Here is a 19957-nt window from a genome sequence, read left to right as displayed (position 1 = left end):
CGTAATACGACAACAAATAAGCGCAGTACTTTATTGCGGGAGTAATGAAAATGAGTGAAGTAAATAACCCTTTAGGTTTGGTTGGTATTGAATTTACAGAATATGCAACACCAGATGCCGATTACATGGACAAAGTGTTTACTGATTTTGGCTTCTCAAAGCTAAAAAAATTCAAAGGTAAAGACATTGTTTATTACAACCAAAATGATATTCATTTTTTATTAAATAACGAACGTGAAGGTTTTTCAGCCCAGTTCGCCAAAGATCATGGCCCTGCTATTTGCTCTATGGGTTGGCGCGTAGAAAATGCCCAAAAAGCGTTTGATATTGCTGTGGAGCGTGGTGCAAAACCTGCTACCGACTCGGCCAATAAAGATTTACCTTACCCAGCTATTTACGGTATTGGTGATAGCTTAATTTACTTTATTGAGCAATTTGGTGACAAAGGCTCTATTTACGCACAAGATTTTGAAGATTTAGAACAGCAAAACATTGTTGAAGATAAAGGCTTTATTCGTATCGACCACTTAACCAACAATGTTTACAAAGGCACCATGGAAACATGGGCTAACTTTTATAAAGACGTATTTGGTTTTAGTGAAGTGCGCTACTTTGACATTAAAGGCCAAAAAACGGCGTTAATTTCGTATGCCCTTAAGTCACCCTGTGGCACCTTCTCTATTCCAATTAACGAAGGGAAAGGCAACGACAATAACCAAATCGATGAATATCTTGGCGAATATAATGGCCCGGGTGTACAGCATTTAGCATTCTTAACCAATGACTTAGTAAGCTCACTGGATAAGTTGGATAAGTCGACTATTGCCACTTTGGATATTATTCCTGAGTATTACGAGACTATTTTTGACCGTGTACCTTGGGTTAAAGAAGACAAAGACAAAATTCGTGAGCATCAAATACTGGTCGATAGCCAAAGTGAGAATTGCTACCTACTGCAAATTTTCTCTAAGAACTTGTTTGGCCCTATCTTTATCGAAATGATCCAACGTGTTGATGACGGCGGCTTTGGTGAAGGTAACTTCCAAGCGTTATTTGAATCAATTGAGCGTGACCAAGAGCGCCGCGGCGTTTTATAAGTCCATTTGACACCATTAAAAAGCAGCGTAACTCGCTGCTTTTTGTCGTTTTACCCTGATAATGAGCGCCTATTGTGCGCTGTCTGTTTAAATCGTGTTGTTCATCACCATATAAGTGAGTACTGTGCACTGTATTTACAGCGCTCGACTTATTTAATAAATTGATATTTATACTGAACGGCACGACCAACTAAACCAAAGGAAATGTAATGAGTTTAATAAATGAAACCCACGATATAAATTTAACTAGCTGGGTAGACTCAGCTAACGTAGCTAATTGCGACTTCCCAATTCAAAACCTTCCTTTTGCTGAAGTGCGTCGTAAAAACAGCAACGAGGCTTTTCGCGGTGCTGTTGCGATTGGCGATCAAGTTATCGATTTAGCTAAACTCAATGAACTGGCGCTATTTAGTGGCGATGCACAAACCGCTGTAACGGCTGCAAGTAAAGAAACCCTTAATGAATTTATGGGTTTAGGTCAGCAATATTGGTCTGCACTGCGTCTAGCCTTGTCTAGAGCATTGCGCACCGGCTCTGAGCACCAAGCGCAGTTAGCACAAGCACTTATTCCACAAGCTGAGATTGAATTTGCATTACCGTGTCATATTGGTGACTACACCGACTTTTACACTTCGATTTACCATGCCACTGCTGTAGGTAGCTTATTCCGCCCAGACAACCCGTTATTGCCAAACTATAAATGGGTACCGATTGGCTATCATGGCCGTTCATCCTCTATTGGTGTATCGGGGCAACAATTTCACCGCCCTAATGGTCAAACTAAAGCACCCGATGCCGATGCGCCATCACTTGGCCCGTGTAAACGCCTTGATTATGAGCTAGAGCTAGGCATTTATTTAGGTAAAGGTAACGCTATGGGTGATGCTATTGCGATTGAAAATGCTGAAAATCACGTCTTTGGTTTCTGTGTTTTTAATGATTGGTCGGCGCGCGATCTACAAGCGTGGGAATACCAGCCATTAGGTCCATTTTTAGCTAAAAACTTTGCCTCGACTGTGTCGCCGTGGATTGTTACCACAGAAGCACTCGCCCCCTTTAGAACACAATGGACTCGCGATGAAAACGATCCGCAGCCACTAGACTACCTAGAATCAAAAGCAAACCGTGAGCAAGGTGCATTTGATATTCAAATGGATGTGAGCATTGAAACACAGCAAATGCGCGACGCGGGCCACAAACCAACACGTGTTTCTGCGTCAAGCTTTAAGCACTCATATTGGACTGTGGCACAAATGGTTGCCCATCACACCGTTAATGGCTGTAACTTTATGCCCGGCGATATGCTTGGCTCAGGCACTCAGTCTGGTCCTACCCATGAAGAGGCTGGCTCGTTACTTGAGCTATCTCGCGGTGGTAAAGAGAAAATCACCCTAAGTAATGGTGAGCAACGCAGCTTTTTAGAAGACGGTGATAATGTCATTATGCGCGGTTGGTGTGAAAAAGAAGGCTTTGCGCGTATCGGCTTTGGTTTTGTAGAAAGCACTGTGCTTCCAGCTAAGTAAGTTTGCACATAAAGCCAGCGCAAAAAGGGCGGCAAACATTGCCGCCTTTTTTGCTTAATTTTTTCTCAGTTACAATTTTTTTCTGGCTTTTTCAACTCAAATTGCTATCTTAGCCTAGTTAATAGCCAGTATTTGTGTGCCATGCCTGTATTTATAAAGTCTTTTTTTGAACATTTTTTTCCACCTCGCCAACTACTTATCCGCCAAAATGGTGAGGTAAAGCACGTTGTTTTAGCGCCTTGGTTACAAATTTTTGCCGTGTTGCTGGTATTGATTACTCTTAGTTGGGTGAGCATTTCGAGTTATCGCGTATACAGCCAAACAACTAAAATCTCAGCCATTGAACAAGCTAAGCTCGATGAACAAAAATTGTGGCAGCAGCAGGCTAGCAAACAACAAGCGTTGCACGCGCAACAAGCTGAACAATTAGCCGAGTTAGAACAAAAACAAGCTTTGCTACAAAGCATGATTGAGTCATTACCGGCTTCGATTAGTAAAGATGTACTCAGCGAAGATGAGCTTAGCTCACCTTTTGAGGAAGATCAGGACGAGTTTCATGAACCTTTAGTTGATGAAGTGCCGCTTGATAAACATGTACACCTGAGCGAAAACGCTTTTGCTGAGCGTTACGCGCAATTAAATCAACATTACCAACAAAACTTTGCTTTACTAGAGCAGCAAATTAACTTGCGTCATCAAGCCATTTTAGCCATGTTAAAAGGCGCGGGACTTGAATCAGCGCTTGAACAACATTTAGCCTTAAGCGACACCAGTGTGGCACAAGGTGGCCCGTTAGACATGTTTGATGAAACTAAAATTCCGAGCGCCTTTTTAGCTGTTGCCGATAAGTTACTGCAACTTAACACTCTAGAAAGTTTTTTAAGTGAGCTACCTAACACCTTGCCATTGCCTGCGGCTAAATATTATATTTCAAGTAATTTTGGGCTGCGTAAAGATCCGATGAACAACCGCCGTGCGTTCCATAAAGGCGTTGATTTGGCGGGCTGGCATAAAACCGAAATATTTGCCCCAGCAGATGCCACAGTACTGCGTGCTGGGCGTAACGGCGGATATGGTAACTTTATTGAGCTAGAACATAAAAATGGCTTAGTGACTCGTTTCGGTCATTTAAATAAAATTAACGTTAAAAAAGGGCAAACTGTCAATAAGCATGATGTGATTGGTTTAATGGGTAGCACAGGTCGCAGTACCAGCACTCATTTACATTATGAAGTGCTCATTGATGGTGAGCATGTCAACCCTCTTAAAATAACAAAGGCGCTTTCTCGTGTTTGGTAATAAAAAAAAGCAAGTAAACAATAACGCCTCTATAGCGCGTGTTAATAATACCCCTTCGATTATTTCACAAGATATGCGCATTACCGGCTCATTGACCAGCCAAGGTGAAGTTCAGCTAGATGGCCGTATTGACGGCGACATTAAAGCTGCACACTTAGTCATTGGTGCCAGTGGCGTTGTTGAAGGTATTGTTGAGGCCAAAAGCATTATTGTCAAAGGCAAAATTATTGGCTCACTGAATGCCAGTGAAGTCACTATAAAAAATAGTGCCCATCTGCATGGTGATATTTTTCATGATTCACTGAGCATAGAAGCCGGTGCCACCATTGAAGGTAATTTAAAGCAACGCTTTGAACAAGAAAGCCTAACCGCAACAAGCGAAGAACTAAAGTCGGTAGATGACGTAAAAACATTATTTGACGAGGACGACAGCGGCTTGTCATTTGTCAACAAACCGGCCACAGATCAAAGCTAAGTTACTTTTTAGCGGTAATGTACATAGTAATATCCGCAGTGAACACCAATTCATTGCGGGTATTATAAAGCTTTACCGGCACCACAAGATCCTCCTTATCTTGCCATTGATGCGGTAACGCAATCTCAGCAATAGCGGTAACATCAGTATCAACCTTAGCTAAGTACTGCACTGTCATGCCTTTGGGGATCCAACGGTGGGTTGTAGCCGGTACGGTGGCATCCACCATCACACCAGCGCACAATTCGGCTAAGTTACATTGCGCAATAGCGTGTATTGTGCCGATATGATTATGCACTCGGCGTCTATTTTTTACCCGCGCACTACAATATCCCGCTCGCAATTCCAGTATATAAGGCTTCATAGAGCCAAAGTAAGGGGCTTTAAAACACACCGCTTTCGTAAATAGCCAACGACCCAAAGGTAACGTTTTAACCCGATGCCAAACACTTAAAAGTGACGTTTTATTACTCATTATAATTTTCCATCATTAAACTTGGCTTAAACTAACACATCTGACCAGCTTGCAAAAGCAGCTCTCCCCCCCTTTGCTTACACGTATTTTAATTAAAAAGTAGTAATCCTCTCGGTACTAGGGTCATAAGGCCTTTCTTTTTTAGCAGTGCCCACCTAAAATACGCGCAAAAGGAGAACCAATGCAAACACAGCCCGCTAAACCAAACTTAATGTTGTTACTGATCTTAGCGCTACTCGTTATTTTTTGCCCAATGGCAATCGATATTTACTTACCTGCTTTTCCAACTATTGCTGAGCAATTTTCGGTGTCTGAACAACACGTACAGCAAAGTGTGGCTATTTTTATGCTTACCGTTGGGTTAGGACAACTCATTGCAGGGCCATTGGCGGACAAGTTTGGCCGCAAACCAGTGGCGGTAATTGGTATTAGCCTATATGCAGGCTCAGCGCTGTTAGCTTATTATGCCCCCTCATTTAACGTTTTGTTATTAGCACGCGCACTGCAAGGCCTTGGCGCTTGTGCCACATTTGTAGTGGCGTTTGCCATCGTGCGCGACAAATTTGGGCCACAGCGTAGTGGCCAAATGATCACCTACCTAAATGGCATTATTTGCTTTATACCGGCATTAGCACCCATTTTAGGGGCGTGGTTAACGCTTCAGTTTGGCTGGCGAATGAATTTTTTATTTTTAACCTTGTTTGCGCTAATTGGCTTAGTCGTGGTGCTGTCACTGTTTAAAGAAACCCGTCCTGAAGATAGCCATTACCAAGGCCATATACTCGATTTACGGCGTTTTTTGCCTATCATTAGCTCACCGATTTTTTTGTTTAATAGTTTGCTGTGTATGATCGCCATGTCGGCAATTCTAGTGTATGTAACCCTCGCGCCAGGCTGGTTGATAACTCATTTAGGCGGTACGGTGACTGATTTTACCTTTTGGTTCACCCTCAATGCGGTATTTAGCATAGTGGCTAGCTTTATTGCTCCGCTGTATATAAAAAATAATAGCCAGAATGCGCTACGTCTTGGAGTGGGTTTGTTAATTTTTTCGGGCTTGTTAATGCTCGCGCTCAGCCATATACACACCGCCTTAGCAATGATGCTGCCCATGCTAATTGCGGCACTGGGTTTTGCTTTAAGCTTGGGCTCTGCGGCGGGCATGGCGTTGTCGCGCTTTGCAAAACAAGCTGGTACCGCGTCTGCACTACTTGGTGCCATGCAAATGAGTGGCGCCAGTGTACTGGTATTTGCGACGCAGTATTTAGGCTTAAGCACACCTTGGCTAATCGCCTTTCATTTATTATTATTGCTGCCCTTATGGCTCATTTTAATAACAAAAAGAGGCCAAGCTTTGCACCCACAGGGTTAATTAAATATCGCTATTTTGCATTCAAACAGCGTGCTCCAGTTTTAATGCAAAATAGCCTGCTAAATGAACTAAAAGCAATACTAAACGACGCTCCCAGCCGCTATCCCGCCTGCTCACTATAAACTGCTATTATTGCCAAAACATCAACCTCACATTATTTGCAATAATTAAAATGAGTAAAAATCATTGATTTACATTCATTCACATCTTTCATTAATCTTTTCTTGTTATTTATGCAACACTATATTAACGTAGCAGTGACATAACAAACATAACAGTGAGATTGTAAAAGATGAATAAAAATAAATTAGCACTAGCACTTTTGTTAAGCGGTATATGTACAGCAGGCAATGCGTATGCAGACAATGATCGTTATATTATTCAAGTAGACAATAGCAAAAAAGGCGTAGTAAAAGCCTTAGCTAAAAAGTTAGGCGCAACGATTAAAGTTGACGGTAACGGTTTTATTGCTGCGCAATTTAGCGGCCACGATTTAGCCAGTGTTAAAGGGTTATTGAATAACCCCCACATCACCCTGATAGAAGAAGATAATAAACGCGTCCCTTTTGCGCAATATAGCGATGATATGGGCGACCCAATGCAACAGCAATTAACACCTTATGCTGTTTACCAATCTCAAGCAGACCAAGTCACATTTGATGCCAATGCGGGCATGAAAGTGTGTGTAATTGATTCTGGCTTAGATAATTCCAATCCCGACTTTATTTGGGGCAATATTACTGGTGATAACGATGCCGGAACCGGTAATTGGTTTGAACATGGCGGCCCGCATGGCACCCACGTCGCCGGCACCATAGGCGCTGCCGATAATAACCAAGGTGTTATCGGTATGGCACCCGGTGTAGCTATGCATATTATTAAAGTATTCAACGAAGCAGGTTGGGGTTATTCTTCTGATTTAGCTCATGCCGCTGATTTATGTGCTCAAGCAGGCGCTAATATTATTAATATGAGCCTAGGCGGCGGTGGTTCAAATAGCACCGAGTCAAATGCCTTTGCTAACTTTACTAATGCCGGTGGCTTAGTAGTTGCAGCAGCGGGTAACGATGGCAATAACGTTCGTTCATATCCTGCTGGTTACTCTTCAGTGATGATGATAGGTGCTAACGACGCCAATAATGATATTGCAAGCTTTTCACAATTCCCAAGCTGTTCATCTGGCCGCGGTAAACACGCGACCAATGATGAAACAATTTGTGTTGAAGTCACCGCGGGTGGCGTCGATACGCTGTCAACCTATCCGGCAGGCTTAGCAAGTGCTGCAAACCTTGCCGCAGATGGCACTCCTTATGCTTCATCAGCGATGGAAAATATTGGTGATGTAACAGCAACTGCTTACTACATGGGAACGGCAGAAAGCAGCGATAGCAATGCGGCAGGAAAAGTATGTTTAATCGACCGTGGTGTGGTGTCATTTTATGACAAGGTAGCAAACTGTGAAAATTCAGGTGGCGTAGGCGCCGTTATTATCAATAACGAAGCTGGCATGCTATACGGTACCCTAGGTGAAACCAATGATACTAGCATTCCAGCAGTTGGTGCCGCTTTTGAAGATCGCTCAGCATTACTTGCCAGTACCTCAATCAGCGTAAACATTGGTAGCAGTGATTACGGCTTTATGAGTGGCACTTCAATGGCAACCCCTGCGGTTGCAGGCCTTGCGGCACTGGTTTGGTCAAACCACCCACAATGTACCGGCACAGAAATTCGTAATGCATTAAAAGCAACGGCACAAGATCAAGGCGCAACGGGTAAAGATGATTACTTTGGCTATGGTATTGTTAAAGCCGCCGATGCAAACGCCTACTTAACAGCCAATGGCTGTGCTGGCGGAAGCCAAGGTGGTGGCGATCCGACTGCAAGCGATATTAGCTTATCGGCAAATGGCTATAAGTCGAAAGGTAATAAGTTTGTTGATTTAAATTGGAGTGGGGCAACAACCAGCCAAGTGGATATTTATCGTAATGGTACAAAAGTAACCAGCACTGCCAATAATAACAGCTATACAGACACTATTGCCGGTAAAGGCGGTGGTACTTATAGCTACCAAGTATGTGAAGCACAAAGCACAACTGCTTGTTCAAGCAATGCAACCGTTGTATTTTAACCACTAATCATCTTCTCTAGCGGGCTAATGGGCCCGCTTTTTATTTTTTTATAAACTTGCTAGTATTAGTCTCCTTACTTCCTACTGTTAAATCTCATGATCAACCCTGAATATTTAGTTTCGTTCTTATTTGCTAGTTTTTTAATTGCTGTTGCTCCTGGACCATCTAATGCCTTTTTAATGGCACAAACCTTTGCTAATGGCCGCACGGCGGGGATGCAAAGTGCGTTTGGTTTTGCCTTAGGTGGCGTGGTGCATACCTTTTTTGCTGTGGTTGGGTTAACCGCAATACTGAAAGCCTCAGAATTGGCTTACACAAGCGTACAGTATGCGGGTGCTGCCTATTTATGTTATTTAGGGGTTATGATGCTAAAAAGTACCTTACAAACAGCGCAGCCCGAGCACTGTGATAAGCCTCACGTGAGCACCAACAAAAAGCGAAATGTGATGTTTCAGGCAATGATGACCGAGGTACTCAACCCCAAAGTCGCGTTATTTTTTATTGCATTTATACCACAGTTTGTTGACCCTAACTTGTCGTCTGCCACCTTTCAACTGGCTTTTTTTGGTTTACTGTATCCGCTGTTTGCCTTTCCAATTGACTGCACTTATATTTACTTTGGCGATAAAATTGCACAATTTTTTCGGGATAACCCCCATAGCCAACTGTGGATTGATCGTATCACCGGCATTGTATTTATTGCCCTGGCTATCAACTTATTACTTTAACAATAAAAAGAACATTATTTATGGATCAAAAAATACAATCGCTACCGGCTAAAAAAAACATCGCTTTAGTGGCTCATGATGGCAAAAAAGCAGCCTTAAAACTGTGGTGTAGTAAACATTTAACGACGCTGAGCCAACATACGCTCTATGCCACTGGCACCACTGGGCACTTAATCAATAAAACCACTGGGCTTGAGGTTATTCAGCTCTTAAGTGGCCCGATGGGCGGCGATCAACAATTAGGGGCAAAAATTGCCGAGCATGAAATACATATGCTGGTCTTTTTTTGGGATCCCTTGGCGTCACAGCCACACGATCCTGATGTTAAAGCTTTGCTACGTTTAGCCGCGGTGTGGAATATACCGGTTGCGTGTAATGAAGTGAGTGCTGATATGCTGCTCAGCTCACCATTTATGAATGCTGAGCTAGAGCGAAGCCTACCCGATTACGAAAAGTATCTGGCAACGCGACACATCACGGTATAGTTACTTATAAAGCATATTCGCCCACTTGGTGAGTCCGGCGGTAACACTGCCAAAGTGATCGCCGTTAACCATCTCTATAGCACCTAAATGTTGACTCAGCGCCGCTTTAATTAATGGCGATTGTGCACTGCCCCCGGTTAAATATATAACGTCGGGGGTGGTTGCCGCGTCGCTTATCGCTTGCTTTGCGAGGCTCACTATTTGGCTAATGCTATCATCAACAGCCTGTGCTAAGTCGCTCACTGTGAGTTGTTTATCTAGCGCTGTTTCTAAAAAACTAAGAACACAACTAAACTGATTGGCCGACGATAAGGCGATTTTTGCCGCTTCGGCTTGTTGCACTAATTGATGCCCTTGCTTATTTTGTTGTAAATGTATTAACCGCTGATAGAGTTCAGGGGCGCTAACATCACGTAATTGCGCACTTAGCTCGCGATGATGCTGGGCACTGTAAAATTGGCTTTGTAAATTTACATCATTAATTTTACACGCTTGCCAAAAGGGTTGATTAGGTAAGGGTAAGCCCGACTTAAACGTACTGCCCATACCTAACAACGGCATTAAGCCATAGTAGCTCAGCGCAATATCTAAATCGTTGCCCCCGATACGTTTACCACTATGGGCTAAAAAGTCAGCATCGCGCTCACTGTTACCTCTAAAACTTGGCCCCATTTGTACAAATGAACAATCACTGGTACCACCGCCAATATCAATAACCAGTACTTTTTTATCGCCAGCTAAATTACTTTCATAATCAATACCTGCCGCCAGTGGCTCATATAAAAAGGCCACCTCTTTAAAGCCGGCACGTTTCGCTGCGCGCTCTAAAATTCCAATTGCTTGCTGGTTCGATTCTTCGCCACCGACCGCTTGAAAGTTAACCGGCCGTCCTATCACTGTTTGGGTTAGCGTGTCGTTTAACGACTGCTCGGCGCGATGTTTAATTTTTAAAATCATTGCCGTAGCAATATCTTCAAAAAAGTTAATTTGTCCTTGCTTTAAGCCCGTCGCACCAAAAAATGATTTTGGCGACTTGACAAAATAACCTTCTTCTGGAAATTGCACATATTCACTAATCGCTTCACGACCAATAAACAAAGTTTCATCGCTGGGCTGTAAATCAAGATCAGATTTAATTCGTGGTAAAGTATTTAGCAGTGCTTGGCGCTGCGTTTTAAACGCCTGCTCTTCCCCACTACCTTGCAAATGCTTGGCAACATAATCAACCACCAGTGCACTATGATGTGTATAGAGTGTTGATGGTAGATAATGTTTTCCTTGCTCTAGTGGCACCAACTGAACGTGTCCCTCGTTCATTACACCCATAGCACAATTTGAACTACCATAATCAAAACCAACAAACATAGATCACCAGACATCATTAAAAAGGCCGCGCAATTTAGCACACCTAGCAATTAATTTATACTCATATAGTGCCTATAGAGCGCTACTCTGGCTGCTTTACGCGTAAAAAGCTGGCAAAACGTGGCAGCCCATTTTTGGTGAAACCATGATAGCGATAGGTAATAGTGCTGCCTATATTTGGCGGTGTGCTGCGTTCTGCATCGCTAAACCCGGTACCTATTGAAAACAATAGCCCTTGCGATGTTGTTACTCTCAACGCCCCTAACTGGCCTTGATATTTCCCTTTACCTGGCAAGTGCGCCACCACGGTCGCTTCAGCGTCGAAATAAGGCTTTAATTTTAATAATGCGTCACTGCGTCCTACCGTGTGCTTGGCGGCTGCTAAGTGCAACATCACCCCTTCCCCACCTTGTGCCGTAATTTGCTCAAAATACTGGGTTAGTAATTGATTATTAGCAAATTGATGTTGCTTAACCGCCTGAATATGTGGCGCATTTAACTGGCTTATCAGCGTGGTATAGTTTTGGTAACGGCGACTAAATGGCAACTTAGCATTCGGCATGTCAAACACCTGATAGCTAACTGTTTGCCAGTCATGATTGTTAGGTATGTGCGTTCGTACTATGCCACTGAGTGTGGCAAACTGCTGGTGTTTACTCCATAGCTCGCCATCTAACCACACATCAGGTAAAGGCGCTGTAAACCAGGTAGGCGCGGTAATTTTATTACCTTGTCGTGTCAAGAAATGCTTGCCTGTCCAAATGGCACGTACCCCATCAAACTTCTCACTGACTAAGTAATCAGAAATATTACTGTGCTTAGTTTCATCATAAACATTGGCCAGTAATACCTGCGGCGGCGAAGCGCTGACGCAATTACAAAAAAATAGTGTACTGAACAGAATTAGCCATTTTGAAAGGGTCATCGCTGCGTCCTAGCAAGGTATTCAGGCTTAAACTATAGTTGAGATTGCAGCCATTGCCAAAACTCTGCTAAGTTATTCATTTGCCGTGTTGCGCGGCTAAAGTCATGCTGCTGCGTATGACTATTAGCTATTGCCACCACAGGCACTAAGGCGTTGTTTGCGGCCGTTACTCCCGTATAGGTATCCTCTACAGCTATGGCGTGCTCAGCGGCTACATTTATCTGTTGCAGCGCTAACAGGTAAGGCTCTGCGGCAGGTTTAGAGTGAGTTACATCATCTTTTGTTACTACCGCATCAAACAAATCATAAAACTCCAGCCCTTTTAAAATGGGCTCTGCTTCATGACGCGCACTGCCAGTTACTAAAGCCATTTTTAAGCCACTTTTTTTGACCGCTAATAACACCTGTTTGGCATAAGGCAACAAAGGGGGCAAATGCGTTTTTACATAGTCGCCAAATAAGCGATATTTTTCATCGGCTAAACACTGTGCGCTTACTATTAGATTATGCGTTTGCTTGATTTCAATGGCCGCTTGCAGTGTTGCTTGCCCTGCAAAGCGTTGACAAAAATCATCTTCTTCATAATTTACACCATAAGGCGTAAGTACTTGGCTCCAACACTGATAATGCATCACTTCTGAATTAACCAGTGTGCCATCCATATCAAATAATACCGCTTTAAACGTCATCTTTATTCCTTAACACAGTGCTAAAAAAAGGCGCCTGAGCACCTTTAATTAATTTATGTATTATTCAGTCAATCCTGCAGGTGGCTCAGCAAAAGCCTCTTGCTCAGTTTCAACGTCAACTAACTCATATCCGCGTGTTTTACGCATTACTTTTAATACAGGCTTTTCAAATGCGGTTTTTAAACGCTCTGCATCATCTTTTAGTGCCTCTAGTGTGGTACCAAACGGCGCTGCACCGGTTTCAGACCAATTAGTAACTTTGCCGTTTAAATTATATTCTACTTCGTGTATTTGATACTGCGCCGCTTCATCTTTGGTGGCTTCACAATAAATAACGCGATAGTTCCAAAATCCAGCCATCTGTGCTCTCTTTATTTAGCTAATTAATTAGCGCTACTTTAGCAGTAAATTAGGCCAATATAAAACGAAAAAGCCCGCTTTTAAAGCGGGCTTAGCATAGTTAATGTGTTAGCTTAAAAGAAGTTAACTTTAAACTCGACACCAACGTAACGCTCTTCATTTACCATGACAGTATTATTATTGAAGTCTACGCCACCAATTGATTGTTGCTCATCAAATAAGTTACGTACGAATGCCGATACTTGATATTCGTAATCGCCTTCAGCCCAAGCATAACCAGCACGTATGCCTGTTTCGATAAGTGGCTTACCTTCAAACTCAACTGATTCATATAAGAAGAAGTTAATTTTGCTGCGGTAAGATACATCACCATAAACAAAGAAATCACCTTCGGCTAATTCTTTGGTGTAGCGTAATGTAACGTTAGAGATCCACTCTGGTGCATGCGGTAAACTGTTACCATCTAATACAGCAAGACCTGAGCCATTTATAGGGTCTTTCACTATACATTGTGCACATACAGCTACTGCTAAGTCGTTATCTTTAAGCTCGGTTTTGTTATAGCTTAAGTTAAATGTAGCATTAAGTTCGTCGCTTAATACCCACTCAGAATCTAGCTCAAAGCCGTAACCTGTGGTTTTATCTGCATTCACTAAACGGTTAAAGTTAGCACCGCCACCTACCGCTGTTAACTGTTGGTCATCCATAGTGTAGTAAAAAATAGTCGCATTTACTCGGCCTTGCCCGTCTAGTACGTCTGACTTAATACCTGTTTCATATGAAGTAACGGTTTCAGTTTCTGCGGTAGTAACATCATCACCAAATAATATACGCCCTTGTAAGCTCGGTGCACGGAAGCTATTAGCAATACGGCCATACCAGTTTACATCTGCATTTACTTTATAATTAGCCGATAAATCCCAGCTAATATGGTCATCACTCACGTTACGCTCGATGAATAACGGATCACCGCCAATTGGGCTTAGCGTACGGTTGGCTGAAAACTCTTTTTCGTCATCTGAATAACGCAAGCCAGCGGTTATTTTTAAATCATCACTGATGGTGTAATCAACCGAGCCAAATACCGCCCATGCTTTAGTATCTTGTTGTTGCAGCACGTAACCGTTCAACTCACCTGCTGGTGTTGAAAACGTATCATAGCTAAAGTTTTCAATGGTCAGTGCTTCGTCAAAATAAAATACACCCACTTGGTAGTTTACGTCACCAGCAAAGTTACTTGATAAGCGCAGTTCTTGAGTATATTGATCGTGGTCAGGAATGCCATCGGCACTTTCAGAAGGGAAAGGAATGAAGCCAGGTCCCATATAGTCATCTAAAAACGCTGCACCGTAGCCACCGTCAATATCCGCACGCGAATATATTTCTGCACTTTCCCATGCCGAAATAGAGGTTAGGGTATGGTTATCAAAGTCCCACTCAAGTTTTAAGCTGGCACCTTGTGACTCAACCTGTTGTGTGGCACGTGCTGCCGCATCGTGGTATACCACGTCGTTTTTAAAGTTATCAACCAGTTCATTAGTGCCTGGCTTAATTGAGTTTGCGAAAAAAGGAATCGGCTTACCGTCCATGTCGCGCACGTGGTAGTTAAATAAACCGGTAAAGTCATCGCCTTCGTATAAAAACTGAATACGGGCTGCTTTATCGGTGTAACCACCTAGTACGTCTTTTTGTTCATGGCCTGGTGCACGATTATCAATGTAATCGTCTTTATCTTGCCATAATAGCGATACACGCGTTGATAAACGGTCAGTTAAACCACCGCCTACCGCGCCTTCAAAATCTACTGCGCCACGGCTACCGTAAGATACCGAACCATAGCCATCAAATTCTTGGCTTGGTTTTACTGAATCAAACTTAACTAGGCCTGCCGGTGTATTACGACCAAACAATGTACCTTGTGGTCCACGTAATACTTCAACGCGTGAAACGTCAAATACAGGGAAACCTTTTAATATTGCGTTTTCTTGTACCACTTCATCGACAACTAACGATACTGGTTGCGATGCATTTAAATCGAAATCTGTATTACCTAAACCACGAACATAAAAGCGTGGGAATGAACGACCAAACGAAGACTCAATTGATAAACTTGGGATTTTCGCATTCATAAAGCGAATATCCATACCAGCAGAGCTGTAAGCATCCAAGCTATCGCCTTGCAGTGCAGAAACAGCGACGGGTACTTCTTGTGCATTTTCTACACGTTTACGCGCTGTAATTTGAATAACTTCTAATTGATTTTTCTTTACCGCTGGCGTTTGCTCAGCAGCCAGTGTTGAAAATGAAGTACCTGCTACAGCAGAGAATAACGCTGCATTAACTAGGGTTGCTAACGTAGATCTTTTCATTGCTTTCATGTCGAGGATTAACCTTTTTAGTGCACTCTTGTTCAACGGTTGATGTGTTGCGCCACTTACATAGCGGACTCAAACAATTTTTCGCGATACGCTACGCGGACCTCTTTATCGAGAGTGCAAAACGAATTAAAGAGGCTGAATGAGCGGTTAATATTATAACACCCTGATATCCTTTTACGTCATAAAACAGCCATAAAAAGTACAATTAATATAAAAAAATTACAGAGCAAAAAAAAATGCAAAATAAACTCTTAAATACCCACTAGGAGCGGACATTTGACCTGTTTTTAACGCTATTTATCATGTAGGAATTTACATTAATCCGTTGACCAAAATCACCACAAGCGATACCTTAACTCATGCGCTAATACTATTTTATTAAGGATAGAAATGAACCTTACTAGCACACTCAGCAAAAATTGGTCACTGCTTTTAGTGCGCGGTATTTTAGCCGTGCTATTTGGAGTAATAACGTGGTTTGCACCGGAAGCATCTCTACAGCTGATACTGCTTATTTTTGCCGGCTACTTTTTAGTGGATGGTATACTGCGTGTTTGGGTGGCGATTAACTCTAAAAATGTCAATCCGTTTTGGGGGTTACTGTTAGTGGCCGGTTTACTGAGTATTATTGCCGCCATTGTGACTTTAACTGCGCCTAATATAACGGCGTTATTATTACTTTATTATGTTGCCGCTTGGGCAATTGCAATTGGTGCCGTTGAAATTCTATTAGCACAAAAGTTACGCCATGAAATCAGTAACGAATGGATATTAGTGCTCAGTGGTGTGATCTCAATATTATTTGGTGGTTACTTAATCGTTAATCCTGGGGCCGGCATCATAACCTTGCTGTGGTTGGTGGCAACCTACGCCGTTATATTTGGTAGCTTAGCGATTGGCCTCGCGTTAAAGTTAAAAACGCTACAGCATACTATTGATGAGACTCAGAATAACTAAGCCTCATTTAAAGTCTAAGCACTTTACTAATACAGCTTAGCTATGCGATTTGGCCGTGGGGGTTAATTTATTTTCATCAATATGAATAATCCGTTGCGGCAAGGCAATTTTAATATTATGCAATTTAAATTGCTTATAAAGGCTAAAGCGAATATCGCTACGTACCTGGCGTAACATAGTTTCAGACTCGGCATATACCCAAAAAATAGCAGTAAACATTAACGCGCTTTCAGCAAAGTCGTCAAACAACACCGCTTTGGGTAAATTAGGTAATATCGCCGGGTGCTCGCCAACAACCTGCTTAATGATATCTGCCACCAGTTCCACGTCTGAGCCATACATAACCCCAACATTCACCGAAGTACGCGCATTGCGATCAATTAACGTCCAGTTAGTCACGGTGTTTTCTAATAACTGACTATTAGGAACTAACATATGCACGCCATCGTTACGACGAATACGGGTAGAACGGGTATTAATCGTTTCTACAACTCCTTTGGCGTTACCAACTTCTAAAAAGTCGCCAATACGTATGGGGCGTTCCCACATTAATATCCAGCCACTAATAAAGTTATTGATAATATTTTGTGCACCAAAACCAACCCCAATCGCAATAGCACCTGATACAAAAGCAAATGCGGTGAGCGGAATGTTAAGTACTTCTAGCGAGGTAAAAACTAAAATGGTAATACTTAAAATGAAATAAAAACGCGTAAATAAGTGCACCGCATCTTGGCTAATTTTACGCGCTAATAGCGAGCGACGTATCAACTTCCCAATGCGAGTTACGACAAACCATAAAGTAAATAAAATGAGTGGAACTTGAATAATTTTAGCGACCGTGATTTGTACCTCGTTATAGCTAAACAGTACAAAGGCGAGTATTTGCTGGAATTGTTCTAATGTCATTTATTGTCCAAATTTAGTTAATAAACCTTACTTATGCGTAAATTATAAGGTTCAGGGTCTGCTAAGTTTAGCACGCCATACTATTAAGAGATTAAAATCAATTAACATAAAGTGCATGTTTAACTAACTTTATTGCTCACTAAGTGCTATATAAATAGTGTAACTGCATGGGAGAATATCATTATGACGCAACTAACGTTAACGCAAAGAGTCGCTATTTTGCAGCCTCAGGTAGACCTGACTTTATTTGAAAACAGCCTTGAGTATCGTAATAAAATTTTATCTTTACTGGCCATACAAGAGCAAAAAATCGCATCCATTAATAAACAGTTCGGGCAACAGCAATCGCCTAATTTTGAAGCCGATAAAAAATTTGTACTGGGTTACAATTAATTTTCTACCGACCTCCTCTTTTATTAACTTTAAGTAGCTCGCGAATACTTTTAGAGCTACTTTTGCTCACCCTTCACTAAAATTCTGCGTTATTTGCGTTTAAACCCCGCTTAATACCGATAAACATTGTTGTATATAACTGCAAATTTGGTAAGTTAACTGTGTTTTTCGACTCACACAGCCTATTTCGGCTCATCTTTTATGGAGTTACTATGCGTAAAACATTGATCGCCACTACCATTGCTAGTGTTCTTGTATTATCTGCCTGTACAACAAACGATTCAAACAACATGGCAAAAGAGAGCGCTACACAAGTGCAAAATATCAACGCAAACAATGTATTGTTTAAGCCAAGTCCATTGCAATATATGGCACCTGAATTTAATAAATTCGGCACCAAAGATTACGAAGCTGCATTTGACGCGGGTATTGCACAGCACACAGCACAAATTCAAGCTATTGCAAACAACCCGGCTGCTGCGACCTTTGAAAATACCTTAGTTGAAATGGAGCTGTCGGGTGAGTTGCTGGACCGCGTTTCTACCGCCTTTTACAACTTATCGGGTTTGATTTCTGATGACGAGTATCAGCGCATTAGCCAAAAAATGGCACCGGTGCTATCTGCTCACTCTGACGACATTTACCTCAATGCAGCGTTGTTTAACCGTGTACAAACAATTTATGACAATAAAGCGGCGTTAAACGCCGAAGATCAACGCTTAGTTGATTTTTATTATAAAAAGTTTGTTAATGCTGGGGCAAAACTTACCGAAGCCGAAAAAGCTAAAATGCGTGAGATCAACTCTGAGCTTGCCAAGCTATCGACCGCGTTTTCGCAAAACGTATTAAAATCGTTTAAAGAAGATGTGATTGTTGTTACTGATAAAAGCAAATTAGCTGGTCTTTCTGACGGTGAAATTGCCGGTCTTGCTGCCGCAGCTAAAAAAGCCGGCAAAGACGGTTACATGATCACGCTAGTTAATACTACTCAGCAGCCTATTTTAAGCAGCCTAGAAAACCGCGAACTCCGTGAGCAAATTTTTAAAGCCTCTACCAATCGCGCCGCCAAAACTAACGGCCCTATCATTATTAAAGAAACCAATCTACGCGCGCAAAAAGCGGAGCTATTAGGCTATAAAGATTGGGCTTCTTATGTAATGACTACCCGTATGGCACAAACCACTGAAAATGTGTACGGCATTTTAGATGATCTGGCACCAAAAGCCGTTGAAAAAGCGAAAGCTGAAGCTGCAGCAATTCAAAAAGTTATTTACGATTCTGGCGAAAATTTTGAACTTAAGCCATGGGATTGGGCTTTTTATGCTGAAAAAGTACGTGCCGAAAAATACAACCTAGACCCAGCACTTGTTAAGCCCTACTTTGAAATGCAGTCGGTGATCCATAATGGGTTATTCTTTGCAATGGAGAAACTGTACGGCATTACCTTCAAAGAGCGTAAAGACTTACCGCTATACCACGAAGATGTAATGGCATTTGAAGTATTTAATGCCGATGGCAGCGCTATTGGTTTATTTTACATGGACCCTTATGCACGTGAAGGTAAACGTGGTGGTGCATGGATGAGCGCCTACGTAGGCCAAAGTGGCTTAAAAGGCACGAAGCCGGTTATTTATAACGCGCAAAATATTCCAAAGCCTGCCGCAGGCGAGCCAACCCTGATGACTTTCGATGAAGTGTCTACCTTATTCCATGAGTTTGGTCATGCGGCGCACGGGTTATTCTCAGACGTTAAATACCCAAGCTTAGCAGGCACAGCAACAGCCCGTGACTTTGTTGAATTTCCATCACAAGCGCACGAAGACTGGATGATTGAGCCTACGGTACTGGCAAACTATGCAAAGCATTACAAAACCGGTGAGCCAATCCCACAAGATTTACTTAATAAAATGCTTGAAGCGCAAAAATTCAACCAAGGTTTTGGCACCACTGAGTACTTAGCCGCCGCGTTACTTGATATGGAATGGCACTCATTTGGTTCAGATAAAAAAGTAACCGATGTGCAACAGTTTGAAAAACAAGCGTTAGAAGCCCATGGTATTGCGTATTACCCGGTGCCGCCGCGTTATAAATCAAACTACTTTAGCCATACTTTTGCTGGGGGCTACTCAGCAGGTTACTACGCCTACCTATGGACTGAAGTATTCGCAGCAGATGCTTTTGCGTATATGGAAAATAATGGCGGGTTAACCCGTGAAAATGGCGACAAGTTCCGTAAAGAGATCCTGTCTAAAGGTAACAGCCGCGACTTAATGCAAAGCTACATTGAGTTCAGAGGTCAAAAACCAACCACTGACGCATTGCTTAAGCGCCGTGGTTTAGTTGACTAATAAACCATAATGTCGTTAATAAAAGCCCGCTCGCGGGCTTTTATTTTATG

The 19957-nt window shown here is 42.4% G+C and carries 18 protein-coding genes; 11 read left to right on the top strand and 7 right to left on the bottom strand.

The features are described 5' to 3' along the window. Positions 1-50 precede the first annotated feature (50 nt). From hppD to ABYB02_RS00150, 4 genes are all read left to right on the top strand, one after another. Entirely contained in the window at positions 51-1097 is a 1047-nt protein-coding gene (gene hppD, locus ABYB02_RS00165) for a 4-hydroxyphenylpyruvate dioxygenase (RefSeq protein WP_372759822.1), read from the top strand. Positions 1098-1306: 209 nt separating this feature from the next. Continuing rightward, complete coding sequence (gene fahA / locus ABYB02_RS00160) at positions 1307-2620, top strand: fumarylacetoacetase (protein ID WP_372759820.1); 1314 nt, start codon at positions 1307-1309, stop codon at positions 2618-2620. Positions 2621-2761: 141 nt separating this feature from the next. After that, the gene (locus ABYB02_RS00155; RefSeq protein WP_372759818.1) at positions 2762-3919 is read left to right on the top strand and encodes a M23 family metallopeptidase; all 1158 of its coding nucleotides are present in this window, start codon (positions 2762-2764) and stop codon (positions 3917-3919) included. Beyond that, on the top strand, positions 3909-4394 hold the full coding sequence (locus ABYB02_RS00150; RefSeq protein ID WP_372759816.1) for a polymer-forming cytoskeletal protein: 486 nt from the start codon (positions 3909-3911) through the stop codon (positions 4392-4394). Before ABYB02_RS00155 ends, ABYB02_RS00150 begins: the two co-directional genes overlap by 11 nt. A gap of 1 nt (position 4395) precedes the next feature. Here ABYB02_RS00150 and ABYB02_RS00145 read toward each other — a convergent pair whose 3' ends face one another. Beyond that, complete coding sequence (locus ABYB02_RS00145; RefSeq protein WP_372759814.1) at positions 4396-4869, bottom strand: hotdog fold domain-containing protein; 474 nt, start codon at positions 4867-4869, stop codon at positions 4396-4398. Positions 4870-5050: 181 nt separating this feature from the next. Between ABYB02_RS00145 and ABYB02_RS00140 the strand changes: the two genes are divergently transcribed. The 4 genes from ABYB02_RS00140 to ABYB02_RS00125 all read left to right on the top strand — a co-directional run bounded on the left by ABYB02_RS00140 (position 5051) and on the right by ABYB02_RS00125 (position 9583). After that, the gene (locus ABYB02_RS00140; RefSeq protein ID WP_372759812.1) at positions 5051-6241 is read left to right on the top strand and encodes a multidrug effflux MFS transporter; all 1191 of its coding nucleotides are present in this window, start codon (positions 5051-5053) and stop codon (positions 6239-6241) included. A 292-nt stretch (positions 6242-6533) separates the two neighbouring features. Next, the gene (locus tag ABYB02_RS00135) at positions 6534-8369 is read left to right on the top strand and encodes a S8 family serine peptidase (RefSeq protein WP_372759810.1); all 1836 of its coding nucleotides are present in this window, start codon (positions 6534-6536) and stop codon (positions 8367-8369) included. Between the two features lie 96 nt (positions 8370-8465). Then, positions 8466-9098, top strand: a complete 633-nt coding sequence (locus tag ABYB02_RS00130; RefSeq protein WP_372759808.1) for a LysE family translocator — start codon at positions 8466-8468, stop codon at positions 9096-9098. Positions 9099-9118: 20 nt separating this feature from the next. Further along, positions 9119-9583, top strand: coding sequence for a methylglyoxal synthase (locus tag ABYB02_RS00125; protein WP_372759806.1), 465 nt, complete (start codon positions 9119-9121; stop codon positions 9581-9583). On the opposite strand, the gene yegD is transcribed toward ABYB02_RS00125, so the two are convergent. The 5 genes from yegD to ABYB02_RS00100 all read right to left on the bottom strand — a co-directional run bounded on the left by yegD (position 9584) and on the right by ABYB02_RS00100 (position 15300). Further along, positions 9584-10948: a molecular chaperone gene (gene yegD / locus ABYB02_RS00120; protein WP_372759804.1), complete on the bottom strand. Its 1365-nt coding sequence runs from the start codon at positions 10946-10948 to the stop codon at positions 9584-9586. It lies immediately after the preceding gene. Between the two features lie 82 nt (positions 10949-11030). Next, complete coding sequence (locus ABYB02_RS00115; RefSeq protein WP_372759802.1) at positions 11031-11873, bottom strand: DNA ligase; 843 nt, start codon at positions 11871-11873, stop codon at positions 11031-11033. Positions 11874-11905: 32 nt separating this feature from the next. Then, entirely contained in the window at positions 11906-12562 is a 657-nt protein-coding gene (locus tag ABYB02_RS00110; RefSeq protein ID WP_372759800.1) for an HAD family hydrolase, read from the bottom strand. Between the two features lie 60 nt (positions 12563-12622). Beyond that, positions 12623-12922: a hypothetical protein gene (locus tag ABYB02_RS00105; RefSeq protein ID WP_372759798.1), complete on the bottom strand. Its 300-nt coding sequence runs from the start codon at positions 12920-12922 to the stop codon at positions 12623-12625. A gap of 113 nt (positions 12923-13035) precedes the next feature. After that, positions 13036-15300, bottom strand: a complete 2265-nt coding sequence (locus ABYB02_RS00100; RefSeq protein WP_372759796.1) for a TonB-dependent receptor — start codon at positions 15298-15300, stop codon at positions 13036-13038. Positions 15301-15690: 390 nt separating this feature from the next. Between ABYB02_RS00100 and ABYB02_RS00095 the strand changes: the two genes are divergently transcribed. Next, positions 15691-16257, top strand: a complete 567-nt coding sequence (locus ABYB02_RS00095) for an HdeD family acid-resistance protein (protein ID WP_372759794.1) — start codon at positions 15691-15693, stop codon at positions 16255-16257. A gap of 36 nt (positions 16258-16293) precedes the next feature. On the opposite strand, the gene ABYB02_RS00090 is transcribed toward ABYB02_RS00095, so the two are convergent. Further along, the gene (locus ABYB02_RS00090; protein ID WP_372759792.1) at positions 16294-17166 is read right to left on the bottom strand and encodes a mechanosensitive ion channel family protein; all 873 of its coding nucleotides are present in this window, start codon (positions 17164-17166) and stop codon (positions 16294-16296) included. A gap of 183 nt (positions 17167-17349) precedes the next feature. On the opposite strand from ABYB02_RS00090, the gene ABYB02_RS00085 reads away from it, so the two are divergent. Both ABYB02_RS00085 and ABYB02_RS00080 read left to right on the top strand, forming a co-directional pair. Continuing rightward, positions 17350-17559 carry a hypothetical protein gene (locus tag ABYB02_RS00085; protein WP_372759790.1) on the top strand — a complete coding sequence of 70 codons (210 nt, stop codon included), beginning with the start codon at positions 17350-17352 and terminating at the stop codon, positions 17557-17559. Between the two features lie 212 nt (positions 17560-17771). After that, positions 17772-19907, top strand: a complete 2136-nt coding sequence (locus tag ABYB02_RS00080) for a M3 family metallopeptidase (protein ID WP_372759788.1) — start codon at positions 17772-17774, stop codon at positions 19905-19907. The last annotated feature ends 50 nt before the right edge of the window (positions 19908-19957 follow it).

Origin of the sequence: Pseudoalteromonas sp. (genome assembly GCF_041613455.1) — a bacterium.
Taxonomy (GTDB): domain Bacteria; phylum Pseudomonadota; class Gammaproteobacteria; order Enterobacterales; family Alteromonadaceae; genus Pseudoalteromonas.
This window is presented reverse-complemented; position numbering and strand designations above follow the sequence as displayed.

Excerpts from the sequence above, each read along its gene's own strand:
- ABYB02_RS00085 (WP_372759790.1), top strand. The coding sequence starts at position 17,350 with ATGACGCAACTAACGTTAACGCAAAGAGTCGCTATTTTGCAGCCTCAG.
- ABYB02_RS00140 (WP_372759812.1), top strand. The coding sequence starts at position 5,051 with ATGCAAACACAGCCCGCTAAACCAAACTTAATGTTGTTACTGATCTTA.
- fahA (WP_372759820.1), top strand. The coding sequence starts at position 1,307 with ATGAGTTTAATAAATGAAACCCACGATATAAATTTAACTAGCTGGGTA.
- ABYB02_RS00145 (WP_372759814.1), bottom strand. The coding sequence starts at position 4,869 with ATGAGTAATAAAACGTCACTTTTAAGTGTTTGGCATCGGGTTAAAACG.
- ABYB02_RS00095 (WP_372759794.1), top strand. The coding sequence starts at position 15,691 with ATGAACCTTACTAGCACACTCAGCAAAAATTGGTCACTGCTTTTAGTG.
- ABYB02_RS00100 (WP_372759796.1), bottom strand. The coding sequence starts at position 15,300 with ATGAAAGCAATGAAAAGATCTACGTTAGCAACCCTAGTTAATGCAGCG.
- hppD (WP_372759822.1), top strand. The coding sequence starts at position 51 with ATGAGTGAAGTAAATAACCCTTTAGGTTTGGTTGGTATTGAATTTACA.
- ABYB02_RS00130 (WP_372759808.1), top strand. The coding sequence starts at position 8,466 with ATGATCAACCCTGAATATTTAGTTTCGTTCTTATTTGCTAGTTTTTTA.
- yegD (WP_372759804.1), bottom strand. The coding sequence starts at position 10,948 with ATGTTTGTTGGTTTTGATTATGGTAGTTCAAATTGTGCTATGGGTGTA.
- ABYB02_RS00110 (WP_372759800.1), bottom strand. The coding sequence starts at position 12,562 with ATGACGTTTAAAGCGGTATTATTTGATATGGATGGCACACTGGTTAAT.
- ABYB02_RS00090 (WP_372759792.1), bottom strand. The coding sequence starts at position 17,166 with ATGACATTAGAACAATTCCAGCAAATACTCGCCTTTGTACTGTTTAGC.
- ABYB02_RS00135 (WP_372759810.1), top strand. The coding sequence starts at position 6,534 with ATGAATAAAAATAAATTAGCACTAGCACTTTTGTTAAGCGGTATATGT.
- ABYB02_RS00080 (WP_372759788.1), top strand. The coding sequence starts at position 17,772 with ATGCGTAAAACATTGATCGCCACTACCATTGCTAGTGTTCTTGTATTA.
- ABYB02_RS00115 (WP_372759802.1), bottom strand. The coding sequence starts at position 11,873 with ATGACCCTTTCAAAATGGCTAATTCTGTTCAGTACACTATTTTTTTGT.
- ABYB02_RS00155 (WP_372759818.1), top strand. The coding sequence starts at position 2,762 with ATGCCTGTATTTATAAAGTCTTTTTTTGAACATTTTTTTCCACCTCGC.
- ABYB02_RS00105 (WP_372759798.1), bottom strand. The coding sequence starts at position 12,922 with ATGGCTGGATTTTGGAACTATCGCGTTATTTATTGTGAAGCCACCAAA.
- ABYB02_RS00125 (WP_372759806.1), top strand. The coding sequence starts at position 9,119 with ATGGATCAAAAAATACAATCGCTACCGGCTAAAAAAAACATCGCTTTA.